This window comes from Streptosporangium sp. H16 (genome assembly GCF_051918855.1).
In the GTDB taxonomy this organism is placed as follows: Bacteria; Actinomycetota; Actinomycetes; order Streptosporangiales; family Streptosporangiaceae; genus Streptosporangium.
The window spans coordinates 122,079-143,167 of sequence record NZ_JBPXMD010000007.1 but is presented as its reverse complement, the minus strand read 5'-3'; the positions used below and the strand labels follow the sequence as shown (position 1 = coordinate 143,167).

24 protein-coding genes are annotated in these 21,089 nt (G+C 67.5%); 17 read left to right on the top strand and 7 right to left on the bottom strand.

Features of this window, described 5'->3' with window-relative positions; all coding sequences use genetic code 11:
- Positions 1-64 precede the first annotated feature (64 nt).
- The 8 genes from ACTOQ2_RS14100 to ACTOQ2_RS14065 all read left to right on the top strand — a co-directional run bounded on the left by ACTOQ2_RS14100 (position 65) and on the right by ACTOQ2_RS14065 (position 7,077).
- On the top strand, positions 65-2,776 hold the full coding sequence (locus tag ACTOQ2_RS14100) for a hypothetical protein (RefSeq protein ID WP_440100015.1): 2,712 nt from the start codon (positions 65-67) through the stop codon (positions 2,774-2,776).
- 14 nt (positions 2,777-2,790) lie between these two features.
- On the top strand, positions 2,791-3,444 hold the full coding sequence (locus ACTOQ2_RS14095; RefSeq protein ID WP_440100014.1) for a hypothetical protein: 654 nt from the start codon (positions 2,791-2,793) through the stop codon (positions 3,442-3,444).
- On the top strand, positions 3,441-3,782 hold the full coding sequence (locus ACTOQ2_RS14090) for a hypothetical protein (protein WP_440100013.1): 342 nt from the start codon (positions 3,441-3,443) through the stop codon (positions 3,780-3,782). The genes ACTOQ2_RS14095 and ACTOQ2_RS14090 overlap by 4 nt, the downstream gene beginning before the upstream one ends.
- Before the next feature lie 40 nt (positions 3,783-3,822).
- Positions 3,823-4,203: a hypothetical protein gene (locus tag ACTOQ2_RS14085; protein WP_440100012.1), complete on the top strand. Its 381-nt coding sequence runs from the start codon at positions 3,823-3,825 to the stop codon at positions 4,201-4,203.
- Positions 4,200-5,183, top strand: a complete 984-nt coding sequence (locus ACTOQ2_RS14080) for a peptidoglycan recognition protein family protein (protein WP_440100011.1) — start codon at positions 4,200-4,202, stop codon at positions 5,181-5,183. The genes ACTOQ2_RS14085 and ACTOQ2_RS14080 overlap by 4 nt, the downstream gene beginning before the upstream one ends.
- Positions 5,184-5,271: 88 nt before the next feature.
- Positions 5,272-5,526, top strand: a complete 255-nt coding sequence (locus tag ACTOQ2_RS14075; RefSeq protein ID WP_440100010.1) for a hypothetical protein — start codon at positions 5,272-5,274, stop codon at positions 5,524-5,526.
- Between the two features lie 37 nt (positions 5,527-5,563).
- Entirely contained in the window at positions 5,564-6,178 is a 615-nt protein-coding gene (locus ACTOQ2_RS14070; protein ID WP_440100008.1) for a hypothetical protein, read from the top strand.
- Positions 6,179-6,783: 605 nt separating this feature from the next.
- Positions 6,784-7,077: a hypothetical protein gene (locus ACTOQ2_RS14065; protein WP_440063758.1), complete on the top strand. Its 294-nt coding sequence runs from the start codon at positions 6,784-6,786 to the stop codon at positions 7,075-7,077.
- 63 nt (positions 7,078-7,140) lie between these two features.
- Here the strand turns inward: ACTOQ2_RS14065 and ACTOQ2_RS14060 are convergent, their stop codons facing one another.
- The 6 genes from ACTOQ2_RS14060 to ACTOQ2_RS14035 all read right to left on the bottom strand — a co-directional run bounded on the left by ACTOQ2_RS14060 (position 7,141) and on the right by ACTOQ2_RS14035 (position 12,996).
- Complete coding sequence (locus tag ACTOQ2_RS14060; RefSeq protein WP_440100007.1) at positions 7,141-8,295, bottom strand: RtcB family protein; 1,155 nt, start codon at positions 8,293-8,295, stop codon at positions 7,141-7,143.
- A 112-nt stretch (positions 8,296-8,407) separates the two neighbouring features.
- Positions 8,408-8,944 (bottom strand): hypothetical protein, encoded by a 537-nt coding sequence (locus tag ACTOQ2_RS14055; RefSeq protein WP_440100006.1) that lies wholly within the window; start codon positions 8,942-8,944, stop codon positions 8,408-8,410.
- An 18-nt stretch (positions 8,945-8,962) separates the two neighbouring features.
- Complete coding sequence (gene fabV / locus ACTOQ2_RS14050) at positions 8,963-10,444, bottom strand: enoyl-[acyl-carrier-protein] reductase FabV (protein WP_440100005.1); 1,482 nt, start codon at positions 10,442-10,444, stop codon at positions 8,963-8,965.
- On the bottom strand, positions 10,437-11,636 hold the full coding sequence (locus ACTOQ2_RS14045; RefSeq protein ID WP_440100004.1) for a radical SAM protein: 1,200 nt from the start codon (positions 11,634-11,636) through the stop codon (positions 10,437-10,439). The genes fabV and ACTOQ2_RS14045 overlap by 8 nt, the downstream gene beginning before the upstream one ends.
- 165 nt (positions 11,637-11,801) lie before the next feature.
- On the bottom strand, positions 11,802-12,419 hold the full coding sequence (locus ACTOQ2_RS14040) for a hypothetical protein (protein WP_440100003.1): 618 nt from the start codon (positions 12,417-12,419) through the stop codon (positions 11,802-11,804).
- A 178-nt stretch (positions 12,420-12,597) separates the two neighbouring features.
- Positions 12,598-12,996 carry a hypothetical protein gene (locus ACTOQ2_RS14035; protein ID WP_440100002.1) on the bottom strand — a complete coding sequence of 133 codons (399 nt, stop codon included), beginning with the start codon at positions 12,994-12,996 and terminating at the stop codon, positions 12,598-12,600.
- Positions 12,997-13,673: 677 nt separating this feature from the next.
- Here ACTOQ2_RS14035 and ACTOQ2_RS14030 point away from each other — a divergent pair.
- Both ACTOQ2_RS14030 and ACTOQ2_RS14025 read left to right on the top strand, forming a co-directional pair.
- Entirely contained in the window at positions 13,674-14,297 is a 624-nt protein-coding gene (locus ACTOQ2_RS14030; protein WP_440100001.1) for a hypothetical protein, read from the top strand.
- Positions 14,298-14,314: 17 nt separating this feature from the next.
- A complete protein-coding gene (locus tag ACTOQ2_RS14025; protein WP_440100000.1) occupies positions 14,315-15,241 on the top strand; it encodes an inositol monophosphatase family protein in 927 nt (308 codons plus the stop codon).
- A 97-nt stretch (positions 15,242-15,338) separates the two neighbouring features.
- On the opposite strand, the gene ACTOQ2_RS14020 is transcribed toward ACTOQ2_RS14025, so the two are convergent.
- Positions 15,339-16,031 (bottom strand): GntR family transcriptional regulator, encoded by a 693-nt coding sequence (locus tag ACTOQ2_RS14020; protein ID WP_440099999.1) that lies wholly within the window; start codon positions 16,029-16,031, stop codon positions 15,339-15,341.
- 286 nt (positions 16,032-16,317) lie between these two features.
- Here ACTOQ2_RS14020 and ACTOQ2_RS14015 point away from each other — a divergent pair, with 286 nt between their 5' ends.
- The 7 genes from ACTOQ2_RS14015 (at position 16,318) to ACTOQ2_RS13985 (ending at position 21,013) form a co-directional block, all read left to right on the top strand.
- Entirely contained in the window at positions 16,318-16,716 is a 399-nt protein-coding gene (locus ACTOQ2_RS14015; protein WP_440099998.1) for a hypothetical protein, read from the top strand.
- On the top strand, positions 16,716-18,359 hold the full coding sequence (locus ACTOQ2_RS14010) for a hypothetical protein (protein ID WP_440099997.1): 1,644 nt from the start codon (positions 16,716-16,718) through the stop codon (positions 18,357-18,359). The genes ACTOQ2_RS14015 and ACTOQ2_RS14010 overlap by 1 nt, the downstream gene beginning before the upstream one ends.
- Positions 18,356-18,763, top strand: a complete 408-nt coding sequence (locus ACTOQ2_RS14005) for an SsgA family sporulation/cell division regulator (RefSeq protein ID WP_440099996.1) — start codon at positions 18,356-18,358, stop codon at positions 18,761-18,763. Before ACTOQ2_RS14010 ends, ACTOQ2_RS14005 begins: the two co-directional genes overlap by 4 nt.
- Positions 18,764-18,929: 166 nt before the next feature.
- A complete protein-coding gene (locus ACTOQ2_RS14000; protein ID WP_440099995.1) occupies positions 18,930-19,175 on the top strand; it encodes a hypothetical protein in 246 nt (81 codons plus the stop codon).
- Complete coding sequence (locus tag ACTOQ2_RS13995) at positions 19,172-19,816, top strand: hypothetical protein (RefSeq protein WP_440099994.1); 645 nt, start codon at positions 19,172-19,174, stop codon at positions 19,814-19,816. Before ACTOQ2_RS14000 ends, ACTOQ2_RS13995 begins: the two co-directional genes overlap by 4 nt.
- A gap of 13 nt (positions 19,817-19,829) precedes the next feature.
- On the top strand, positions 19,830-20,219 hold the full coding sequence (locus tag ACTOQ2_RS13990; protein WP_440099993.1) for a hypothetical protein: 390 nt from the start codon (positions 19,830-19,832) through the stop codon (positions 20,217-20,219).
- Entirely contained in the window at positions 20,219-21,013 is a 795-nt protein-coding gene (locus ACTOQ2_RS13985; RefSeq protein WP_440099992.1) for a hypothetical protein, read from the top strand. The genes ACTOQ2_RS13990 and ACTOQ2_RS13985 overlap by 1 nt, the downstream gene beginning before the upstream one ends.
- The last annotated feature ends 76 nt before the right edge of the window (positions 21,014-21,089 follow it).

Here is a 21,089-nt window from a genome sequence, read left to right as displayed (position 1 = left end):
AGGTGGCCCGCAGCGGTATGCGTTGCGGCTGGTCGTTTACACCCCGAATGGTCCCCGCCTTGGTGTGCTTCCGCACCCGCTGGGGTTCGAGGTCGGGTTCCCTCTCGATGACGTCTCCTCGCTGAAGCTGTCCTACTCGGCGCACGCCCTGGGCGCGGGCCTGCTCGCGCAGCCGTGCGAGGTCGCGGTGGAGTACTCGACGGGCGGCGCGTGGGTGGAGCCCCCGGACGGCCGGTTCCTGCGCATCCGGCGCAACACCGACCACACCGACCGGACGGGCATCTCCTCCTACAACTGCCCCGGCTGGTCCTGGCAGCTCCGCAAGGTCGTGCTCTACCCGCACGCGGAGATGGTCGAGGGCAAGCGCCAGTTCAGCGGCGTCAGCGCGGGCGCGATCCTGAGGACCTTCATCGACGAGGGCCAGGTGCGCGGAGCCGTGCCGGGCCTGAGCGTCGACTTCGACGACGAAACCGACTCGGCCGGCCAGCCGTGGGACAAGGTCCTGACGCTCGCGCTGGAGCCGGGCGTCCCGCTGCTGACGATGCTGCTGAACCTCGCGGACCAGGGCATCCTCAACTGGCGGATGCTCGGCCGCGTCCTGCAGGTGTTCACCGAGGGCACGGAACTGGGCCGTGACCTCGCGGCCGGTGCGGCTCCGGTGGATCTGAGGCTCGGCCGCGACGTCGACCAGGCCCCGGACGACGCGACCTTGGAGGACGCGGCGAGCTCCATCCTCATCGTGGGTGAGGCTGGGCTGAACGTCGAGGTCACCAACCCGGCCGCGACGGTCCCGTGGGGCCGGTGGGAGACCCACCAGACTCAGGGCGGAGTGTCGGACACCGCCACGATGACGGTCCTCGGGCAGTCCGCTCTGGAGCGCGCCGCGCGGGAGCGCGTGCAGCTCACGCGGGGCATCATCCCGCATCTGGCCCGGTGGCTTCCGTTCGCCGACTACGGGCCGGGCGATGTCGTGCTCGCCCCCGGCGACGGCGCGGTCATGGCTCCGCTCCGCATCCGGCAGATCACCCTGTCGGTGGGCAAAGACGGCGATGTCGCGGGCAACTTGGTCCTCAACGACCGGTTCCTCGAACGAGACATCAGGCTGGCTCGACAGGCCGCGGGCATCCTCGCGGGCGGCGTGGGCTCCGGCGGGTCCGGCGCCGAGCCGGCCCCGGACTCCAGCGGCCGGGTTCCGGCGGCCCCGACCGGTCTCATCGTCGATCCGGTCGCGTACCTGGACGCGGCTGGCTACGCGCAGGGCCTCGCCACGGTGACGTGGTCACCGGTCATCGGCGACGTCAACGGCGTCGCGCTCAGCGTCGACGGCTACGAGGTCTACGCCCGCCGCAACCTGGAGGGCGAGCTGTGGTTCCTGGTCGCGCAGACCGCCTCCGGCGACACCACGGCGGCGGTCTCGCCGCTGGTCGTGGGCTGGGAGTACGGCCTGAAGGTCCGCGCCACCAACGACGGCGTGAAGGGCGTCTTCTCCTCGGTCACGGTGGCGCTGATCCCCGACGACGCGACTCCGCCGCCGGTGCCGAGCGCACCGCAGCTGTCCACCCGCCTGGGCGTGATCCACGTCGGATGGGACGGCCTGGGCGAAGACGCGGAGCCGATGCCCGCGGACTTCGACCGGGCGAGCGTGTGGATGCAAGACCCGCTCGCGCCGGGGGCGACCGTCGTCGGCTCGCTCGACGCGCGCGGCTCGATCGTCATCCCCGGCCAGCCGTACGGGGCGGACCGGGAAATCTGGCTGACCAGCTTCGACCGGTCCGGTAACCAGTCTGCGGAGTCCGAGCACGAGGTCATCGCCACGGCGGCCCTGGTCGACACGGACCTGATCGGCGAGGTCATCGACGGTGCCGCGCACATCATCTCGGGGTCGATCCCGGCGGATGCGAAGATCACGGCGGGCTCGATCACGAGCGCGTTGATCCAGGCGCTCGCGATCCAGGCCGGGCACGTCGCGGCCAACGCGGTCACCGCTGACAAGATCGCCGCCGGGGCGATCAATGCAGGTCACATCCAGGCCAACGCGATCCAAGCAGACAAGATCGCCGCCGGGGCGATCACCGCGAACAAGCTGTCGGCCACCGCGATCGACGGAAAAACGATCACGGGATCACATATCAGGACCGGAGCGACCGGGCGGCGTCTGGAGCTACAGCCGCCCGGAGCCTTCTACCCGGAGATGCGGTTCTACCCGGCGAGCGGCACGAACTACACGCAGCTTCTGACCAGGGACGACGCGTTCGGTGGCGAGGCGACGTTCGAGATCACCTCAGGTACGAACCAAACCGGAAGCGCAGCGTCGCAAACCACCATCGCCGCCGGGTTCATGCAGATGCAGGTCCGCGACGCGGAGCTGGTCGACCCCAACGGGGGCCTGATGGAGCTGGCCGAAGGGTATGCGCGCTACGGCTACTTCCACACCCCCAGCGACGAGCAGTATTTCTGGTTCGACGGCACCGGCCGTACCCGCCACGTCGGTAAGTGGTGGGACTACGCCTCCCTCGGGCCTACCGCCGGCGTGCTGGCCGGATCGAAGGTCAGCCAGCCAGCCGGTAGCGGCGCGAACTGGGACATCATCGGCTACGGCGCCACCATGATCGGCAACATGGGGCCGGTGTGCGTCATCCGCCGCGGCCTCAGCAACCCAGCGTCGCACGCGCCTAATGGCTCCTGGTACGTCGTGGAATCCACGCAGACGTCCTTCCGTATCCACACCAGTTGGCCGGACGGGTTCGCCATCTATTGGTGGAGCCACCGCCATTAAGGAGCAGAGTTTCCATGCCTGACGTCGCGCGCATCTGGGACAGCGAGCTGTCTTACACCGCCACGCCGCTGGCCGGGAAGGTCACCCCCCACACGAAGATGTCGCCGTTGGCAGCGGACGGGGCAGAGCCAGTGTGGGGCGTCCGCATGGTGATCGGGGGAATGGAGGGAAGCCATAGCTTCCCCCACAGCACCTTTGAGTGGAGATGCGCCGAGTACGGCATCGACCCCGACGACGTAGACACCATGCTGGACGTGATCTTGCATGAGCCGTACATGGCCAGCCCTGACGACTCTCTGTCGTGGCAATCCCCGGCTACGGCGGCTTACCTGGAGGAAACTCACGGTCTGCCGACCTGCTGGACACCCGGTGTGAGCCCGTCCGATCGGCTGGCCGCGCACCTGGCCCGGGTCGAGGCCGTGAAGCGGCACCGGGTGCTGGTCGAAGCGGAACCGGTCGAGCAGCGGCAGGCGGCGCTGCTCTACGTCGGCTCGGCTCGGTTCGCTGCCCCTGACCCGCTGGACCCGATCAAGGCCAGCGTGCGCCTGGACCCGGTCCGCGTTGAGGCACGACGCATGGCGGTGGACTGGATCCGCGCCTCCTTCGATGGGCCGCGCCGGCCTTCCCGGGCACTCAAGCCGCCCTCCACGTTCGGAGGTGCCCTGTGAACGATCAGCCCGCCGCGGACGTAGCGCTCGCGCTGGCCGAGCTGCGCCGCCTGGTCGAGGTCGGGTTCGAGCGCACGAGCGGTCAGACGGCGCTCATCCTTCAGCGTCTGGACCACGTCGATGGCCGCCATGCGGAGCTGGCTGACCAGGTGCGCAAGGACCGCGACGTCGCCGAGGCGCGTGACGAGGCTCTGGAAAGCCGTGTGGAGGCCATCGAGCGAGATGCCGTCACACGTGCCCAGCTGGCCGACCGGACTCGGCAGATCATCGCGATCGTCGGCCTGATGGTGACCCTCGCGGGCGTGATCATCGCGCTGATCAGCCTGACCAGAGGCTGACTTTTCCCCTTCTCCCTCTCACCTCGGAAGGCGGTGACCCATGCCTGCTGTCGGCGTGGACTTCGACGGTGTGATTCATCAGTACGGCCAGGGCTGGCACGACGGGACGATCTACGACGACCCGGTGCCCGGCGCGTTCGACGCGCTGCGCTACCTCATGCAGCGGCACGCGGTGTTCATCTTCACCGCCCGCGACCCGATACAGGTCGCCGTGTGGATTCAGGCCCGCAGCACCATTCCCGTCCAGGTCGACAACGAGGACATGCCCACCCCGTACGGTGAGAGCCACTTCTGGACGCAGCGCGGCGTGCTGCTGGTGACCCGCCGCAAGATCCCGGCCATCGCCTACATCGACGACAGAGGCATCCGGTTCGAGTCCTGGGACCAGGCCCTCACCGACCTGCAGGAGGTAGAACGATGACGCTGGACCTCGTCAGCCGCAGGAGCTGGGGCGCCCGCGAGCCGCGCGGCTCCTACGACCGTCTCACCTCCACCAAGGGCGTCAAGATCCACTACACCGGGGGGCACGTGGACCCGGCGACCCTGGCGGATCACGGCCAGTGCGTGGCGGCCGTGCGCGGCATCCAGGGTGGCCACATGAACGGCAACGGCTGGATGGACGTCGGCTACTCGTTGCTGGTCTGTAGCCACCGGAAGGTGTTCGTGGGCAGGGGCCTGCACCGCATCCCCGCGGCGAACGGTCCTGGGCTCAACAGCGGTCACTACGCCGTGCTCGGCCTGGTCGGCACCTCGGGCGTGACGGAGCCGCCGGACGCGATGCTGCACGGCATCCGCGACGCCATCGAGTACCTCAGGGACGAGGGCGGCGCGGGCAAGGAGATCAAGGGGCACCGCGACGGCTACGCCACCAGCTGCCCCGGCGGGCCGCTGTACGCGTGGGTGAAGCGCGGCGCGCCTCGCCCTGTCGGAAGCGGTTCCGCTTCCGATTCCATCATCAAGGAGGAGGACGACGTGCCCGAGATTGTTTCCCTCGGCGCTGGCCGGGACCAGGCCGTTCCGGCCGGCGGCGTGCTCGCGGTGCGCTGGCACACCGAGTTCGTCGACGACGTGAAGGGCCACGGGGCGGACGGCGCCGCCGTGCTCGCCCCTGGTTCCCGCTGGGTCCTCTGCGACGCCCTGGTGAAGCTCCGTGGCCTTCCCCCCGGCGCCGAGGTCGACGTCGCGTGGTCCCGGTACGACAGGGACGGCAAGACCTTCGAGGACGACGCGTGGGCGCTGACGTTCACTGCTGACCCGGCGGGCCGCGTCGAGGCTTCGGTGGGCGGTCAGTTCGCTCTCGACACCTCCAACCAGCTGCGGCTGAAAATCCTCAACCCGGGCCCGAACGAGGTCACCGTCGAGAAGGTGACCATGGCCAAGATCGCCATGTTCAAGCGGTAGCCCGAACCCTTTCCAATCTGGAAGCAGTTCCCCCTGACCAGCCCATTCGCGGCTGGTTTTCGCATTTCTGGACCCCTTAGGAGGGGACATGCACGGCGAACCCATCACCGAGAGCGTGCCGATCGAGCGGAAGGTCACCGCCGCCAGCGCGGGCTCGTACCTGAGCCTGCTCGCGGGCCTGACCGTCCTGCAGGCCGTCCAGGCCGACCTCGACCTGATCGCGTTCCTGCCGGACGCGATCGAGACCCTGCTCATCCCGCTGCTGCCCGGCCTCGCCTCGTACCTGGCGGGCTTCAAGGCCCGGCACACCGCGCGGCCGGACCTGCCGTTGGACCAGCGGTAAGCCACCGCTCGATTCGACTGCGTGAACCTGGAGCGTTATGACAATCACCATCCATGGCGAGCACGTCACCGTGAACTGCTGCGGCGAGGACCCGCCGCCTGTTCCGGCCCCGACCGTCCTGCATCGTGAGGCCCTGTACGGGCTGGCGTGCGCGACCATCCTGCCCGAGCAGGCCGGCATCTGGACCTCGCTGTCGCAGCAGATGGTGTGCACGAAGGCCCTGCTCCCGGCGGGGAAAAACATCACGCACCTGGGCGTATCGGTGGCCAGCGAAGCGCGAGGCGTCGCGACCGGCGAGGCACGGCTGGCCGTCTACAGTGTCGGTGGAAGCCTGATCGGCCGGACCGGTGATGACAACAAGCTGTTCACGGGGACCGACTGGCGGTTCTCTGAGCTGGCGTCCCCGGTACCGGCCGAGCCGGAGGACCGGGTGGTCTGGCTGGTCGCGCTCGTTCCCACCTACGACATCCGGCAGCCCAGCCTGCTCGCGGCGGGTACTCCGGTCGTGACCGTCCCGAGGCTGTTCAACCCGCTCGGGTTCCGGTCGTTCACGCAGCCCGACCGCTCCGAGCTGCCAGACGACATCGGCGGTGACTACCCCGCGCTCGACAAGGTGGTGTGCATCGTCGGCGCAGATCTATCGGTGAGCTAGCGATAGGATCATGGTCGTCTCGCGCCCGGAGCGATCCTCCGGGAGCCCCGCGAGAATGCGTCCGTCGCGAGGCGGCGCTCCATACGGTCGGACCCGGGATAAACCGGCCGTAGCTGGACTTCAAGAAGCCCCCGCCCGTCTCTTCGGAGACGGGCGGGGGCTTCTTCTTGTTAGCCATGCAAAAATGCCCTGCTCCTCATGAAGGAGGAGCAGGGCATTTGTTATTTGCTTGTGGGGCCCACGATTCCAGTTACCTTGCCAAGCACGACAATCGATAGGCCCCGCCCTCAACTGGAGTTCTTCCGGTTGAACTACTTAACTATGCCACATTGTGGCGACATGTCCAATCTCTGCCGTCAAATTCCGTCCCGTTCTGAGTAGATCTTTTTTTAGAAATACGCCACGCCGCTACTAGCAGAAACTTTACTATGCCTGGGGCTTGCCTTAACTATCACATTTGGCATGAAAGGGTACTCTCTGGAAACCAACAAAAAATTCGGGTGGCCCATCGAGTTTGCCAAGCACGACAGCCGCCCAACCACCCTCTCGGGGTTCGTTCAGGCTCTCTCCTGGGTGGACTCTCTTAGCCCCTCAGGGAGCTTGGGATGTTGAACAGGGACCCTTTCCGTCGTGACCCGGCAGAACGATCCGCTCAGAACATGCCTGAAGGGGCAGCTGCTACTGGCCCGCCCCATAGGGGCGGTCCTCCCGCTATCTACGACGGCTGCGGTTTGCTCGTGATCGCCATTCTGCTTACGGACAAGGTCGACGCGGAAAAGATCATCACCACGATGGGGCCGACGATGCTGATCAGCTCAGTGGGCTTCGTGCTCTTGTCGTTCGCGGCTGTGCTCTGGGTTACCCTTCAAATCATCAAGCACCTCGTATCGCGAGAATAACTCGAACTGCAGCGGCCTCCGTGCATCTTTTAAAGATTCACAGAGGCTCGCTCTTCGTCGTTGTCAGCCCTTGTAGTTGAAGATCTGCCGTAGCGTGTGCTGCACGGTGACGAGGTCCTTCTGGTCGGCCATCACCTGGTCGATCGACTTGTACGCCAGCGGGTGCTCGTCGACCAGGGCGCCCGCGCGGTCAGCGTTCCACGTCCGGTCGCCCATCGCCTCGGTCAGTGACTCGGCCGACAGCTCCCGCCGGGCCTGGCTGCGCGACATGCGGCGGCCGGCCCCGTGCGAGGACGAGTTGTAGGAGGAGGCGTTGCCCAGGCCCGTCACGATGTACGAGCGGGTACCCATCGAGCCGGGAATGACTCCCTCGTCGCCCCGGTCCGCCTTGATGGCGCCCTTTCGGGTGATCCACAGGCTCTTGCCGTAGTGGTGCTCGCGCTGCGTGAAGTTGTGGTGAGCGTTGATCGTCCGTACGGCCTCGCCCTGGCCGACGACCTCGAACAGCGACGACACCAGGACCTCGGCCATGCGGGCGCGGGACGCCAGCGCGTACCGCTGCGCCCACAGCATGTCTTCGAGGTAGGCGCCGAACTCCGGGGTGCCCTGCACGAGGTAGGCCAGGTCCGGGTCTTCCAGGGTGATGAAGTAGCGCTTCATCAGCTTCTTGGCCTCGCCGATGTGCTTGGTGGCCAGCTGGTTGCCGATGCCGCGGGATCCAGAGTGCAGCACCGTCCACACACGGTTGCGCTCGTCCAGGCACACCTCGACGAAGTGGTTGCCGGAGCCGAGCGTCCCGAACTGGGAGAGCGTCGTGGTCTCCTGCTTGCCCGTGAGCGCGGTGTGGGGGAGGCCCACCGCGTGGAGCTCGGCGTCGATGCGCGGGTCAGCGTGGCCCTGGCCGACGCCGGCCGGGATCCGCTTCTCCACCAGCGGCATCAGCGGGGCCAGCGTGTCGGGCAGGTCCGCCGCGGTGAGGGTCGTCTCGGTGGCCACCATCCCGCAGCCGATATCGACGCCGACCGCTGACGGGATGATCGCGCCATTGGTCGGGATGACGGACCCGACCGTGGCACCCATACCCACGTGCGCGTCGGCCATCAGCGCGACGTGACTCGGAACGAACGGCATGCGGGCGGCGCGAGCGGCCTGCTCGATGGTGCCAGGCTCGATGTCGGAAGCCCACGACAGAAGACCCGGTGCTACCTGCTGCGGCATGAGGGGGCCGCCTTCCTGCTCGGTGATCTCGGCAGGTTACGACTGGCCACCGTTAGCCGCCACTGGCACGAAGTCACCCGGCGAGGTGGAACAGACGGCCTTCGGCGCCGGTTTACGTGACCCTGGTCCACATTCCCGTGATGCCGTCTTGGTACTTGCCGTAGAAGGTGTGCAGGGTGGTCTCAAAACCCCACGCCTTGAGCATGTCCTGGCTGATGGGGGTGAGGTGGGTGGGGTCCATGGACAAGACGTCCCAGACCTCGGGGTTCGGGGTGGTGATGACGAGGCCGCAGGTGGCGTTGTCCTGGAGCGCCTTGACCAGGCGGCCGGGGTCGTGCAGGTGCTCCAGGACCTCCAGGCAGGCGAACCAGTGGAAGGTGCGCGGCGGCTGCCAGGTCTCCAGGTCCACCCCGTCCAACCATCCATCAATAGGCACGTACCGGCCGCGCCAGCCGTAATCGACCCGCAGGCACACATCCAACTCGGTGCCGCCCGCGCCGACGTCCACGAGGATGTCCCGGTTTGAGATACGCGCGGAGAACAGCCGGTCGGCCGCCGCGTCGTAGCGAGGCTTACGAGCCCTGTACGGGGTACGCGGCCGGTGGATGTACTCCTCACACAGCCGGATGCGGTCGCCTGCGGTTGTCACGTCTCCTCCAGTCGGTTGCTACTCGGTGGGCCAGAGCAGGTCGGGCTCGCTCGGCGCGCTGTAATTCACGCCGGCCACGTCGAAGCCGTACAGACGGCGCACTTCGGAGGTGAACCAGTCGATGTCGGCCAGGTCGCCGATGGTGGCGCCGTCGACGGCCTCCCACCGCTTGGTCACCTGCTCCTGGATGAGCGGGTCCAGCTCCCACCGGTCCAGGCGGATGCGCCCGTGATCGTCGAGGTCGAGCGCCTGGGCACCGATGAGCCGATCCCACAGCTCGACGGACTGCTGAAGCGGGGATTGCATGGCCTCGCCGAGGACGCCGCGCAGAAGGCTGACGTACAGGGCGATGCCGGGGATGGCGGTGGAGGCCTGGGTGACGGCGGCGCCGTTGACCGACGTCATGGCCCGCCCGCCGACTCCGGCCAGGTCGCCGTTCAGCGTGAGCGCGGTCTCCTCCAGGTGGGCCTTGGCGGCGCCGATCGTTCCGTCCCGGTAGATCGGCGCGGTCAGGTGCGAACCGATGTAGGACAGGGCCACGGTGGTGAACCCCGGGCGCAGCAGGCCACGCTCGGCCAGGGCGTCGACCCACAGGGCCCAGTCCTCACCGCCCATGACCTTGATGGTGTCGGCCCGCTCAGCGTCGCTCCCCGGTTCGACCCAGATCTCCTTCAGCGCCGGGTCGTCGCCGCTGACGTCGAGGGTCTTGGTGCTGTACCCCGCCCCGAGCGGCTGGATGACCGACTGGTGCGTCTGCCCGGTGACGGGATCGACGCGCCGAGGCGCGGCGACGCTGTAGATCAGGTAGTCGATGCCGCCGAACCGCTCGCCGAGCAGGTCAAGCACCTGGGTTTTGGTGTCGTCGGCGAAGGCGTCGCCGTTGATAAAAGACCAGTCGCGACCGGCCTTGGCCGCGAGTCCGGCGGTCGCGATGGTGCGGTACCAGCCTGCGGTGGCCGTACGCCGCTCGGTGGGCGGACGCTCGAAGCACAGGCCGACGCCGTCGAGACCGTAGCGACGGATTCCCGCGATCGTGGTCGCCATCCCGTAACCGGCGCTGGAGCCGATGACCAGGGCGACCGGGCGGCGCTCGGCCTTCGTGGCGGCGGTCGCGGGGGCGACGCGGTCCCACATGTCGCCGACGATCGTCTCGCATCCGGCGGGGTGAGAGTCGAATAGCAGGAACCCGCGCCCGCGGGGTTCGATGAGTCGTTCCGTCATCGTGTACCTATCTGGTCGGGCCCGCGGGTCGGAGCCCGCGAGGCGCTGAACGATCATGACGAGGTCGCCGACCGTATGAGCCTGGCCGGTGTCCTCATCTGGAATGGTCACCTGGAACCGCTTTTCGAGGTCTCGAATCAGTTCCAGCAGCGAGAGGCTATCGAGGCCCAGGTCATTCCACAGGCTCAAAGTCAGCTTGGCGCAGTCGCGTGGCGCTCGTCCGGCGGCTTTGGCGACCGCGGCCACCACCACCTGCTGCGGTGTGAGCTCGTCAGTCACGGCGGCCACCGGCCGCGCTGAGCCGGGACCACAGGGCGTCAGCGGGCACGAAGGGCAACGCCGGACCTCCAGGGCCGGTTTCGCCGGTGCGCTGCTCGAACGTGTCGATCAGCAGCGAGCAGGAGCCGCAGAAGCTGCCGCAGGTCATCTTCTCGGTCTCGGTGCGGGGAATCACATCGTGCAGGGCCTTGAGGCCGCCGCCGGCCCGGACTGTGGCGACGTAGGAGGAGCGGTTGGTGCGGGCGATGATGTCGCGCAGCCGCTCACGGAACAGGTTGCCAAAGCCGAGCTTCTCCGGCACGTTGAACGCCGCGCAGGCGTACAGGTTGCCGTCTGCTTTCAGCAGCGCGGTGGGCAGCACGTAGGAGCCGACCGTGGGCGCGAAGCAGTCGTAGCAGGTGTCCATCCACTTGGAGACGGGTGTCTGGCCGGGCCGGTGGATCGGCGCCTGATTCTCCAGGCGCTCGTTGTCGAGGTAGACGCGCATCGTGGAGTGGACGCGGTCGTGCGGGAAGTCGCCGTAGGTCTTTTCGTACAGCCGCATGAGGGGGTAGATCTTGTGCTCGCGGTCGGAGGGGTCGGCGAGGCTGCTGATTGCGATGTTCAGGTCCCGTTCGGTGAACTCGGTGACCGTGTGGTGGATGATCCGGGCCACGTCCTCCAGCCGCGTGGTCTGCTCTCCGATGGAGACCATCAGCAGCGGCACGAACAACTGATTGTCCAGTAGCCCGGCTTTGATGAGCTGGTCGAAGGTGGGGCCACAGCGCCGCTTCGAGCCCCAGATGCCGTTCGTGGTGAGCTTGTTGATCTCCACCGCTGCGCTGCGCGCTCGCGCCATGAAGCGCAGCAGCGCGCGCATGGCGACGAACGGTTCCCCGCCGGTGATGGCCACGCACGGCAGGCCGACGTCGGTGAACTCCTCGATGAGGTGCTCCAGCTGCCGGTCACTCAGGGACCGGCCCGCCTGCAGGGAGAGGGCTCCCATGCCGCAGCTCGGGCAGGAGTCGTTGCACTTCGTGGTCAGCTCGAACTCGATTCGCAGCGGCCGGTATGGCGCCTCGGCCAGGTCCACCTGGGCCCAGCGGTCGCGGATCCGATCGAATACGTCGGGGGTCTTCACCGCGTACTTCCCGGTGTAGGGGACGACCGGGGTTCGGCCGTCGATGTAGGTGTACGCACCTTCCTTGATCATTTCTGGCCCTCACTTTTCGTGCGGGTAGGCGGGGCGCCGCGTTCTTCCTGCAGCGCTTTGACATGGAGCCCCCGATAGGGCGCGGTCACTGGGTGTGGACCGGCCGGAAGGCTAGCCCTACCGGGGGAGTTTCAGGGGTTGCGCCAGAAGTCCAGCGCGTGGCTCTCAGGCGCGTTTCGCGCGCTGGAGGTCCGTGATTTGGACGATGAGCTGTGTGGCCAGCGCCCGCTTCAGTAGGTGCGGCTCGTTCAGGCCGACAGGGATCTGATGGCTGGTTTCCACCACTCGGCCGGCGTCGTCCAACCCGTACAGGTTGGACAGAACCGCAACAGGGGAGTAGCCGCGAGCCGTGCAGACAACTGGTATCTCTCGGCGCAGGTACGGGCAGGCGGTCAGCGCCTCGCTGATGTGTGCCTTACACGTGGGCGGGTGGGCTGTGGGCCAGGGCGATTGAAAGTCGCCGGCCAGCGAGGTGGGCAGGATCCACCAGACGCGACCGGTGTCGGGGTCAGTTGCAGGTCCGCCGCACACGCGACACAGCCGCTTCAGCATGCACCGCCGTTGGCGCAGGGTATGCACCAGGTGCCACTGAATTTTCCCCTTCCGCGCCGTGCCGCAGCGAGCCCACAGAGTCCCAAACATCCACTCCTGCGGGAGCGCATCACGGTAAGTCAGCCGAGGCGCTCCGGCCTGCCACTCGAAGGCCAAGGGCAGGTCCAAGTTCTCCTCGGCATAAGGCGTGACGTAGGGCTTGCGAAGTTCTGTCGCCACAACGTCGTTCACTGACCTCTCCCGTCCGGCCAGATCGACGACCTCACCCGCGCAGCGAGGCATCCCAGCTCAAGGTCTCGGAAAGTCGATGCGGTCACGTCAGGGGGATCTCTCTCAGGGCTGCCCTTGCGCCGCGCTTCGAAGGTGCCGTCCGGGTTCTTCGTCACGTTGAACTCCGGTATCTCCGAGGTCACGCCGCCTCTTTCGGAAGCGCCGCGAGAATCAGGTCCACTACCGCCTGAGGCTGGTTGGCATTCACCAACTGGGCGGTGACGCCCACCGCGGGCAGGGAAACCACGTAGCAGCCGGAGCGCGGCCCCACGGTCACGGTCGCCACCTCCCAGCCCTGGCGGCTGTGGGCGACAAGCTCGGGGGCACGCCGCGTTCGCTGCGTCGGCGGCCACGGTTTGTCGTCCTCGTCCGACTTCAGGGCGATCGCGTGGACGGCGTGAGTGTGAACGTCCTTCACTTTCAGCAGCTGCTGTACGACGGCGAGCGCCTTGTCATGCGTCTCGGCGACAAAGGCACTTACCTCAGGATGGGTGCGCTCCTCTGCGCTGGTCTCTGTTGCTGTCTGTGCGGGGATCATGACTCTGAGGCTAGAAGTTGCCTCGTTTCCCCACACCTGCGACGGAGCCCGCAATCGCTCAGATATCAGGGTGGCACTGACCTGCTTTTTCCTCTAATTCGTGTCGCCTGCCCATTGAGATGGGTAACGTGGCGCCGAAACCGAGGAGGCGGCGAATAATGCCTACCCAGAGCCGAGGCAAGGAAAGTCCTCAAGCGCGAGGACGTGAACTGGCGCGTATGGGTCGAGAGTTATTTCAGGAGACAGGTTCGGTCAAGGGGGCCGCTGTCGAGCTAATGAATCGGCATCCCGACATACCTAGTCTCCAGGCACATCGCTATGCCTGCGGCCTATCGCAGGATCAAGCCGCCGTTCGGTACAACGAGGTAACCGGGCACCAAACCAGCCTAGGCGGTACCTCCATCAACGCATGGGAGACATGGGCGCGTGCTCGCGGTGGAGCTGGATCACCTCCGTCATTCTCAAGCTTGCTGATTCTCGCTACCGCGTACAGCAGCGGTCCGCTAGGAGTCGCAAATGAGGACATTTCCCCCAGCGATCTGGTCGCTGAAGCGTATGAGCGTCTCGCACCCGAAGATCAGCTTTCACTGAAAAGCTTCATTGCGGCCAACTCGTTCCCAGAGCCACCCGGCCTACGGTCAGTCCCGGAAGGGCGCCCATCCGCGGTGGGGCGTCAGATGGTCGACGCTTCCGACAACCCCATCGGCCCAGACTTCAGCCTGGCTGCTCCCACTGTCGAGTTCGGCAATCCGGAGATCTGCCTGTACTCCCTTCCCAACCCTCGACCGGGCCAACTGCTGAACCTGACGTGGGCGTCGTTCGGTCACGGGCTTGAACGGCTTATCCAGCAGATCAAGAACGTTGGGCGCCGCGTGGATGTGGATGCCTGCTTCGGGATCAACGAAGCGGGCCTAGTGATGGCAACTTTCCTTGCATCTGCCCAGTTCGGGCGGTGCCCCATTGGATACCTCAGGTGCAACAAGAGTCGGGACTTCATCACCCTCGATCGGTCCTCGATGTACCCGGACCTGCCAGAGGCTCCAACGATCGTTCTGTGCGACTTCGAGGTCAAGCACGCGGATGTCGTTGGATTCATCACCGGCGAGATTCGCCAGCGCTACCCTGGCGCAGAAATCTACTTCGCCGTCTTCGGCGCCATGACGAAGGAGCGGAACCTCGAAGTGGCCAGCTTCGATGACCTGACAGGTGCTGGCATCATGCGAGCTGCTGCCTTCAAGGCGGTGTTCATTGCTGCGACGATGTCCCCTCCGGGGATCGAACCACCCCTGGAGTTACGCTGACAATGGAGGTACATGCAGTGCCCGAGGCCCAGCTTCCGAGCATCGCCGAAGATCTCACAACCCTGGTATCCACGCTGATCAGTGAGATTCGCCCTCAGCTCATCGGCGCTGCCCTCTCGGGCAAGCATGCCGACCGCGCGAACGCCCGGCACGCCGACAACTTCCTGTCCGACTACGACCTGCTCCTCCACGACCGCTATCGGGAGCTGCTCTCAGAGATCTTCCCGTCCTTCGTCTACGCCAGCGAAGAGGCCGACCCGCAGGTCATAGGCGACGACCCTGACCCCGACCTGTGCGTCCTCGTAGATCCGCTGGACACGAGCGAGATGGCTGTTCGTTCCCTCTACGGCTACACGCACGTCATGGTCTACTCGCGAAGCCTCGCACGTCCGATCGCGGCTGTGGTGGGTGACATCTTCCATCACCTCCAGATCTACACCGCAGCCCGTGACGAGGCCGGCCAGGATCACGCGTTCCTGCGTGAGCAGAACGGCGTCACTCATCCCCTCCGGCCGAGGCAAGCTGTGCCCGTACAGGAAGCCCTCATCACCAACTTCCTGATGAAGCCCGACCGCTTCCAGGCATTGGCCCAGCAGAACCGCCTGATCGAGAAACTGAACCAGCCTGCCGACAACGGGAACAGCCGTGGCCGTATCGGTGTGGACTTCGGCTCCATCAGCTTGTGCCACGTTGCTGCCGGCTTCACGGACGCAACGATCGAGTTCTCAAAGGGCTTCGCAATATGGGACCTGGCCCCAGGCCACTACATCCTTAGCGCGGCTGGCGGGACCGTCATCGACCTCCAGGGCAAGCCCATCTCACTGAACTACCAGCTCGATACCTTGGGCGATATCGCCGAGGCGATGGATCGGCGCCAGATGTTCATCGCAGCCACTAACCCAACGCTTGCCGACGAGATTGCTGACGTGCTGACAGAAGAATGAGAGCGCCGACGGTTCGGTCGGGCACACCAAGGCGCCTTCCCACGTCCTCGATCTTGGCTCACGGGCGGGCCGAAGATGACGCCTCGCCAAGGAACGATTACGCGGACGGCGTCAGCGGTAGCTCTTCTTCGAGAAACTGGACCCGCAGCGGATTCGCGACGCACCTCTGCAGCGCGGTCCGGCGGCCGGCCTCGTCGCGCAGGACCCGCTCGACGGCCAGCACCCACGAGCCTTGGGACAGTTTCAGCTGGGCGGCTTCCTCTGTGCTGGCGATTTTCGCGCTGGTGCGCTGCCAGACGACAGCGACCGGGGGGGTTTCGTCGAAGGTCTCGTAGAGCCAGTACGTCTCTTCCAGGAGCACGGGCTGGTCAGCGATCGTGGCGCGCCGGGCGCGGTAGACGACGGTGTCGCTCGCGGCGATGTTCAGGGCGTGAGCGATGTCGGGCTCGGCGGGTTCTGGCCGAACCCCTGCGAGCACCACGAGGCCGTCGACGCCTGCGCGTCGGCAGGCCGCCTCCCAGAGGCCGAAGTCGTCGGCGGGGGAGATGCGCAGGGAGAGGTCCACGATGGCGGGAACCTTTTGGACGATCATGCCCCGGTTGGCGACGCGCCGGACGAGCTGTTCGTCCTTCAGGATCTCCATGGCCTTGGTGAAGGTCCCCTGACCCACTCCGCCGTATTGGGCGCGGAGGAGTTCGCTGTGGGGGAGTGGTTCGCCGGGAGGGTAGAAGCCGCTGCGGATCTTCTCGCGGAGATCGTCCGCGATCTCTTCGTAGCGCTTGCCAGGCACAGCGGCGTGCTCCTCTCGGGGAAGACCTGATGCTAGTACGCGAAGATCAGCGGTTCTACCTGGGGTGTTGACAGGCGGCGCGCCGCTGCTGCACCATATCACCGCGACCCCTGTTATGATAAAAACACGAGCTGATGATCCTTAAAGGGTAGGTCTTCGCGCCAACGAAGAACCGCACCTACAACTACAAACACCGCGGGCCCCGCCGGAGCGCCAACTCCGGACGAGGCCCTTGCACACAAGGTCTGCCCTCGCGAAAGGACAAACAGACCCGATGTACAGCCACATGGTGGCAGCACGTCTGCGTGCTGTCACATCCAGTCCTGTCCTTATCGCCAAGCGCCTGCAGGAGCTCGACAAGATCGTGCTCACCCCGGCGGCGCTGTGCGTCCGCTCGTCCACGCCGGACGACTGGTACCCCATCACGAAGCTCGCGGACCGCTACGCGGCGGCTGCCGCCATCCAGTGCGAAGGCTGCCCCTTCACCTTCAGCGGCGACCTCGGGGGCGACCTCGGGCCGTGCCTGGAGCGGACGCTCCTCATGGAGCACGGCCGCCCGCGCCACCAGGTCGACGGCATCGCGGCGGGCACCACGCCGGAGGAGCGGATCGCGCTCAGCTCGGCCGCGCCCGAGCCGGCCGAAGACGTCGAGCTGGTCGAGGACGCCGAAGCGGTGGCGGCCTGATGTTCACGATCACGAGCCCGGAGCGCGAGCGCCGCCGCCTGCAGGCGGAGCAGGCGCGCATCGCCCGCGAGCAGCTGCGCGACCAGGCGCGGCTCGACAAGCAGCAGCGTCACGACGACGCCAAGGCCGAGCGTGAGCGCGCGGCCGAGCTGCGCGCCGAGCAGAAGAAGCGGCGGGGCCGGTCCCGCACCGAGCAGGACCGCAAGGACAGCGAGGACCGGTGGAAGCTCATCGGTGCCCGGTGGGCCGCGCGAGCGCAAGTCCTCGGCCGCCTGGCGGTCATGTCCATCACCAACCTGGGCGTCAACCTCGTCGCTGTCGGCGGGCAGTACATGGTGTTCATCGCGCTCGGGGTACCGCCGTGGGCCGCGGCCACCGGCGCCGCGATCGTCGAGTCCGTCGCCGTCTACGTCTCCTGGCACGCGCACGTCGCGCTGCGGGAGGGGGATGCGGCGTGGGGCCTGCGCATGAGGTCGTACCTGATCGGTGCGGCAGCTGCCTGGCTGAGCTACACGCACGTGCCGGAGACGCCGGAGCTGTTCGCGGCCTGCTCGCTCATCTCCCCGTGGCTGTGGGCGATGCACTCGCGGCACCTGCACCGCCAAGACCTGCGCGAGGCTGGCCTGATCGATCCGAGGGCGCCGAAGTTCTCTCCGCTGCGGTGGGCGCTGCACACCAAGGAGACGTTCGCGGCGTTCCGCTGGGCCGTGGGCGAGGGCGTGCAGTCGCCTCAGGTCGCGGTGTCGGTGGTGCGGGAGCGCCGCGCCGTCCGCATGACGTGGCAGTCGGTCGAGGACACCAAGGCGGCGGTGATCGCGGCGCAGCGCGCCACGGTCCAGCTGACCCTGACGCACATGGCCGCGCTGACGGAGGAGCTGTACGGCGCGGACCCGGACGCCGTCCAGGCGAAGGCGAACGCTGAGCGGTTCATCAACCGGGTCGGCGCCGGTCTCGTCCCGCGCTACGTCCCGCAGCTCGTCCTCGCACTCGAGGCCGGGGACGGCGGCGGACCGTCCGCCACGAACGGCGCGGACGGTCCGCACACGAAGTGGTGGATGAGGATGTTCCGTCCGCCGGGGACGGACGCGGACCAGGCGGACGAACAGGGCGCCGAGAAGGAGGCAGACGAGCAGACGGACGGCGCGGACGAGAAGCCTCATCCGGCGGCGGACGGGAGTGCGGACGAGAAGCCCACGCCGAAGGCGGACGAGAAGCCCGCTTCGCGCGGACGGCGACCGGGCGGACGGCGGACGAACCCGCGGACCGTCCGCGTCAGCAAGAGCGGACCGTCCGCGCGGACGAGCAAGCCGTCCGCAGCTCCGGAAAGCGTGGACGACCTGATGCCGCTCGGCTTGCGCATCGCGGACGAACTCGAAAAGAACTCCGTCCGGCTGACCCGCGACAACCTCCGCGCGGCAGTCCAGGCGACCGGACAGCCCATCTCCAACGACCGCACCGGAGCGCTGCTGAAGCGGCTCCGCGCCGAGGCCCCGTCCGGGCGGACGGGCGCGGACGAAAGCCGTCCGTCCGCGCGGACCGTCCGCGCCGCCAACGGCGGACCGTCCGCCGCTCGCATCGAGGCGCACGAGCGGATCGTCCGCACGGACGAGACGCACACCGACACCCCCGGAGAGACGACATGAGCCCCGCCGACGCCATCAACGAGCGCAGCCTCTTCATCCAGATGTGGGACTACGGCACCAACGAACTCGTCGACGCCTGGCTCGTCTACCGGCCGGCTGACCCGCACTTCGTCCGCATCCCGATGACCGGCTCGGCGGCGGCGCTGGACGTTCCCCGCGCCGTGCTGCAGCAGGGCATGGAGAGGGAAGCGGTCTGCGCGGACCTGCTGGCCTTCCCGTCGATGGACGAGGAATGGGCGCTGTGGTCGGTCCAGGTCGGCGGCTTGCGGGGGAGGACGTTCCGCGTCTCCCGCGACCTGCTCGGTCGGCACCTGGCCGCCATGTACGAGCTGGTTCCGCTGGGCGCGGAGAACGAGCGAAACGACTGGGACAACGCCCTGAAGGTCCTGCTTCAGTCGCCGTGAAATTCACTGTCCGTGACCGGATCCCGGTGGCGATTCACCAGTCCGAGACGACCGACCAGGCCCGATCCGAGGCCCTAACGCGCAGCCGCGCGCAGGCGCCCGCGAGCGGGCGCGTGAGGGCACCCTACCCGATGTCACAGCCTGTAGCTAGTTGAGGAGTAACCCAGTGGGCCGCAAGACCCCCTCGTATCAGCGTCGCGAGACGGAGCTCCGCCCCTCGGTGGATGCCGCTCCGACTCCTCGCCGGGGGCTCGATCTGTCGCTGTACGGCCTGCAGGCCGCGCTCGCCGATCTGTCGCGCGTCGACCAGGACGCCGCCGACATGGCCCGGCGGAACATCGCCAACCAACTCGTCGACGTGGCCCTTCACATCGACCAGCAAACCAAGGACCGGAAGGAGAGCGAGCAGTGATCCCGAATATCGTTTCGCCGTTCGCTCCCGCCGAGGAAGTCGAGCAGGAAGCGGCCGAGGCCGCCGCACCGCTCGCCCAGGTCGTGCAGCTGCGCAGCGAACCCGCGGCGGTGGCTCCGGCCGCCCCGGTGCGCCCTGCAGGCGGGGCGCTCGCTCGCGCGACTCGCGCGAGTCGTACGGCTGTCGCTCGGGCGGTCGACGCCGCCGGTGACGTCCGGGGCTACGCCGTGGTGCTGGGCGAGCATCTTCCGTCGCTGGCCGAGCTGGTCGCCCAGTACAAGACCGTGCCGTCCGTGCCGCGCGAAATCGGCGCGCTGTTCTGGGCGTACCGGACGTACGGCGGTGTCGCGGTGCCGCTCACAGCCGCTGCGCACACCCTGCTGTGGCTGATCTGGTACCCCTCGCGCCTCGTCGAGTCGCCGCCGGCCCGGCTTCCGTCGCTCGTTGAGCTCGTCGACCAGTACGGTTCGGCGCCCCTCGACTCGGCGGTGCTTCGCGGCCTCTACCGCGCGTACGGGTTCGGCCTCGTCGTCCCGGTCAACGCCGTGGTGCAGCCGCTGCTGTGGATCCTCCGCTACCCCGCGCGGCTGTCCGTGGCCACCGCGCACACCCTCGTCGCCCTTCTGCTGTTCCTCATCTGAGAGAGGTCCCCTCATGCTCGTGGCCATCCTCGGCGGCCTCGCCTACACCGCCGTCCTGATCTGCCTGGCCCTGCCGCTGCGCAGGTGGGATGTAGACAAGATCGTCGCAGGGCTGCTCATCGCCGCTGGGCTCGGCCCGGTGTTCCTCATCGTGTGGGCGGTTGACCTGGTGACCAACGACACGGCGACCATCGTCATCGGTGTGGTCGCGCTGTGCCTGCTGCTGTGGGTGGGCATCCACTACGTTAAGGACGCCAAGGACGGCAAGGTCGACAAGCCGCTACGCGGCGTCGCGCTTCTCCCGCTGCTCGCCGTTGTGATCATGACGGGGGCAGCGACGTTCACCTTCCTCATGGAGCAGGCCGAGCGCGGCACCGACGCGATCATGTCGCAGGTGAACTGATGATCATCTCGTTCCTGCTGCTGGCCGCGCTGGTCGCGCTCATCGGCGCCATGATCTTCCGGAAGGACGCCCGCGTCGCCGTCAGCGGCGCATGGCGGTCCGGAAGCCGACAGGCCGCCCAGGAGTTCCGCGCGGGCTACAGCGCGACCCGCAGGCGCTACACGCAAGCGCAGACGTACCTACGGCGCGACAGCCCAGGGTGGAAAGACCCTCGCCGCTGGATGGCCGCGCTGCTCAAGACCTGCGGGTGGGGCGCGGTCGCGGTCGGCGGCACCGCGTACGGCGGATACCGCACGGTCGTCGCGGCCAAGCGGGTCGGCCTCACCACCTGGCGAGGTGGCCGCGACAGCTACCGGGCCTACAAGAACGCCCAGCCGTTCGAGGTCGAGGTCGAGGTCGTCGAAGACTCGAACGTCGAGGTGGTCACCGAGCCGGCCCGGGACGACAAGCCCGCCGAGCCCCCGCCTGAACCTCAGCCCACCCCGGAGCCCGACCCGGCTCCGGATCCCAGCCCCCAGACCGAACCTGAACCGCAATCACAGGAGGACCCCGACATGGCATTCACCGGCGAAGCGAGCGGCCTGGCCAGCCTGCGCAGCCTCTTCGAGGGCGCGGCCGAGACCGCCGAGCAGGACGTCGTCGCGATCGACGGCATCCAGGCCGACCAGCTCAGCAAGCTCGCCGACAGCGGCGACGTCCTCACCAAAATCGGCGAGGTGTCCGAGACGGCCGGCCTGTACGCCCAGCAGCTCAGGGCCGTGATCGACGCGATCGACGAGCTGACCAACGGCTGACGGTTCGAGTCGCCGCCCGCCCTGCAGCACTAGGGCCGGGCGGGCGGCGGCTCAATCCGCCAACCTCCCCGCCTCC

What these genes read in the sequence shown, in the direction of transcription:
- ACTOQ2_RS14095 (WP_440100014.1), top strand. Translation starts at nt 2,791, where the DNA reads ATGCCTGACGTCGCGCGCATCTGGGACAGCGAGCTGTCTTACACCGCC.
- ACTOQ2_RS14085 (WP_440100012.1), top strand. Translation starts at nt 3,823, where the DNA reads ATGCCTGCTGTCGGCGTGGACTTCGACGGTGTGATTCATCAGTACGGC.
- ACTOQ2_RS14080 (WP_440100011.1), top strand. Translation starts at nt 4,200, where the DNA reads ATGACGCTGGACCTCGTCAGCCGCAGGAGCTGGGGCGCCCGCGAGCCG.
- ACTOQ2_RS14075 (WP_440100010.1), top strand. Translation starts at nt 5,272, where the DNA reads ATGCACGGCGAACCCATCACCGAGAGCGTGCCGATCGAGCGGAAGGTC.
- ACTOQ2_RS14070 (WP_440100008.1), top strand. Translation starts at nt 5,564, where the DNA reads ATGACAATCACCATCCATGGCGAGCACGTCACCGTGAACTGCTGCGGC.
- ACTOQ2_RS14065 (WP_440063758.1), top strand. Translation starts at nt 6,784, where the DNA reads ATGTTGAACAGGGACCCTTTCCGTCGTGACCCGGCAGAACGATCCGCT.
- ACTOQ2_RS14060 (WP_440100007.1), bottom strand. Translation starts at nt 8,295, where the DNA reads ATGCCGCAGCAGGTAGCACCGGGTCTTCTGTCGTGGGCTTCCGACATC.
- ACTOQ2_RS14045 (WP_440100004.1), bottom strand. Translation starts at nt 11,636, where the DNA reads ATGATCAAGGAAGGTGCGTACACCTACATCGACGGCCGAACCCCGGTC.
- ACTOQ2_RS14035 (WP_440100002.1), bottom strand. Translation starts at nt 12,996, where the DNA reads ATGATCCCCGCACAGACAGCAACAGAGACCAGCGCAGAGGAGCGCACC.
- ACTOQ2_RS14030 (WP_440100001.1), top strand. Translation starts at nt 13,674, where the DNA reads ATGGTCGACGCTTCCGACAACCCCATCGGCCCAGACTTCAGCCTGGCT.
- ACTOQ2_RS14015 (WP_440099998.1), top strand. Translation starts at nt 16,318, where the DNA reads ATGGTGGCAGCACGTCTGCGTGCTGTCACATCCAGTCCTGTCCTTATC.
- ACTOQ2_RS14010 (WP_440099997.1), top strand. Translation starts at nt 16,716, where the DNA reads ATGTTCACGATCACGAGCCCGGAGCGCGAGCGCCGCCGCCTGCAGGCG.
- ACTOQ2_RS14005 (WP_440099996.1), top strand. Translation starts at nt 18,356, where the DNA reads ATGAGCCCCGCCGACGCCATCAACGAGCGCAGCCTCTTCATCCAGATG.
- ACTOQ2_RS13990 (WP_440099993.1), top strand. Translation starts at nt 19,830, where the DNA reads ATGCTCGTGGCCATCCTCGGCGGCCTCGCCTACACCGCCGTCCTGATC.
- ACTOQ2_RS13985 (WP_440099992.1), top strand. Translation starts at nt 20,219, where the DNA reads ATGATCATCTCGTTCCTGCTGCTGGCCGCGCTGGTCGCGCTCATCGGC.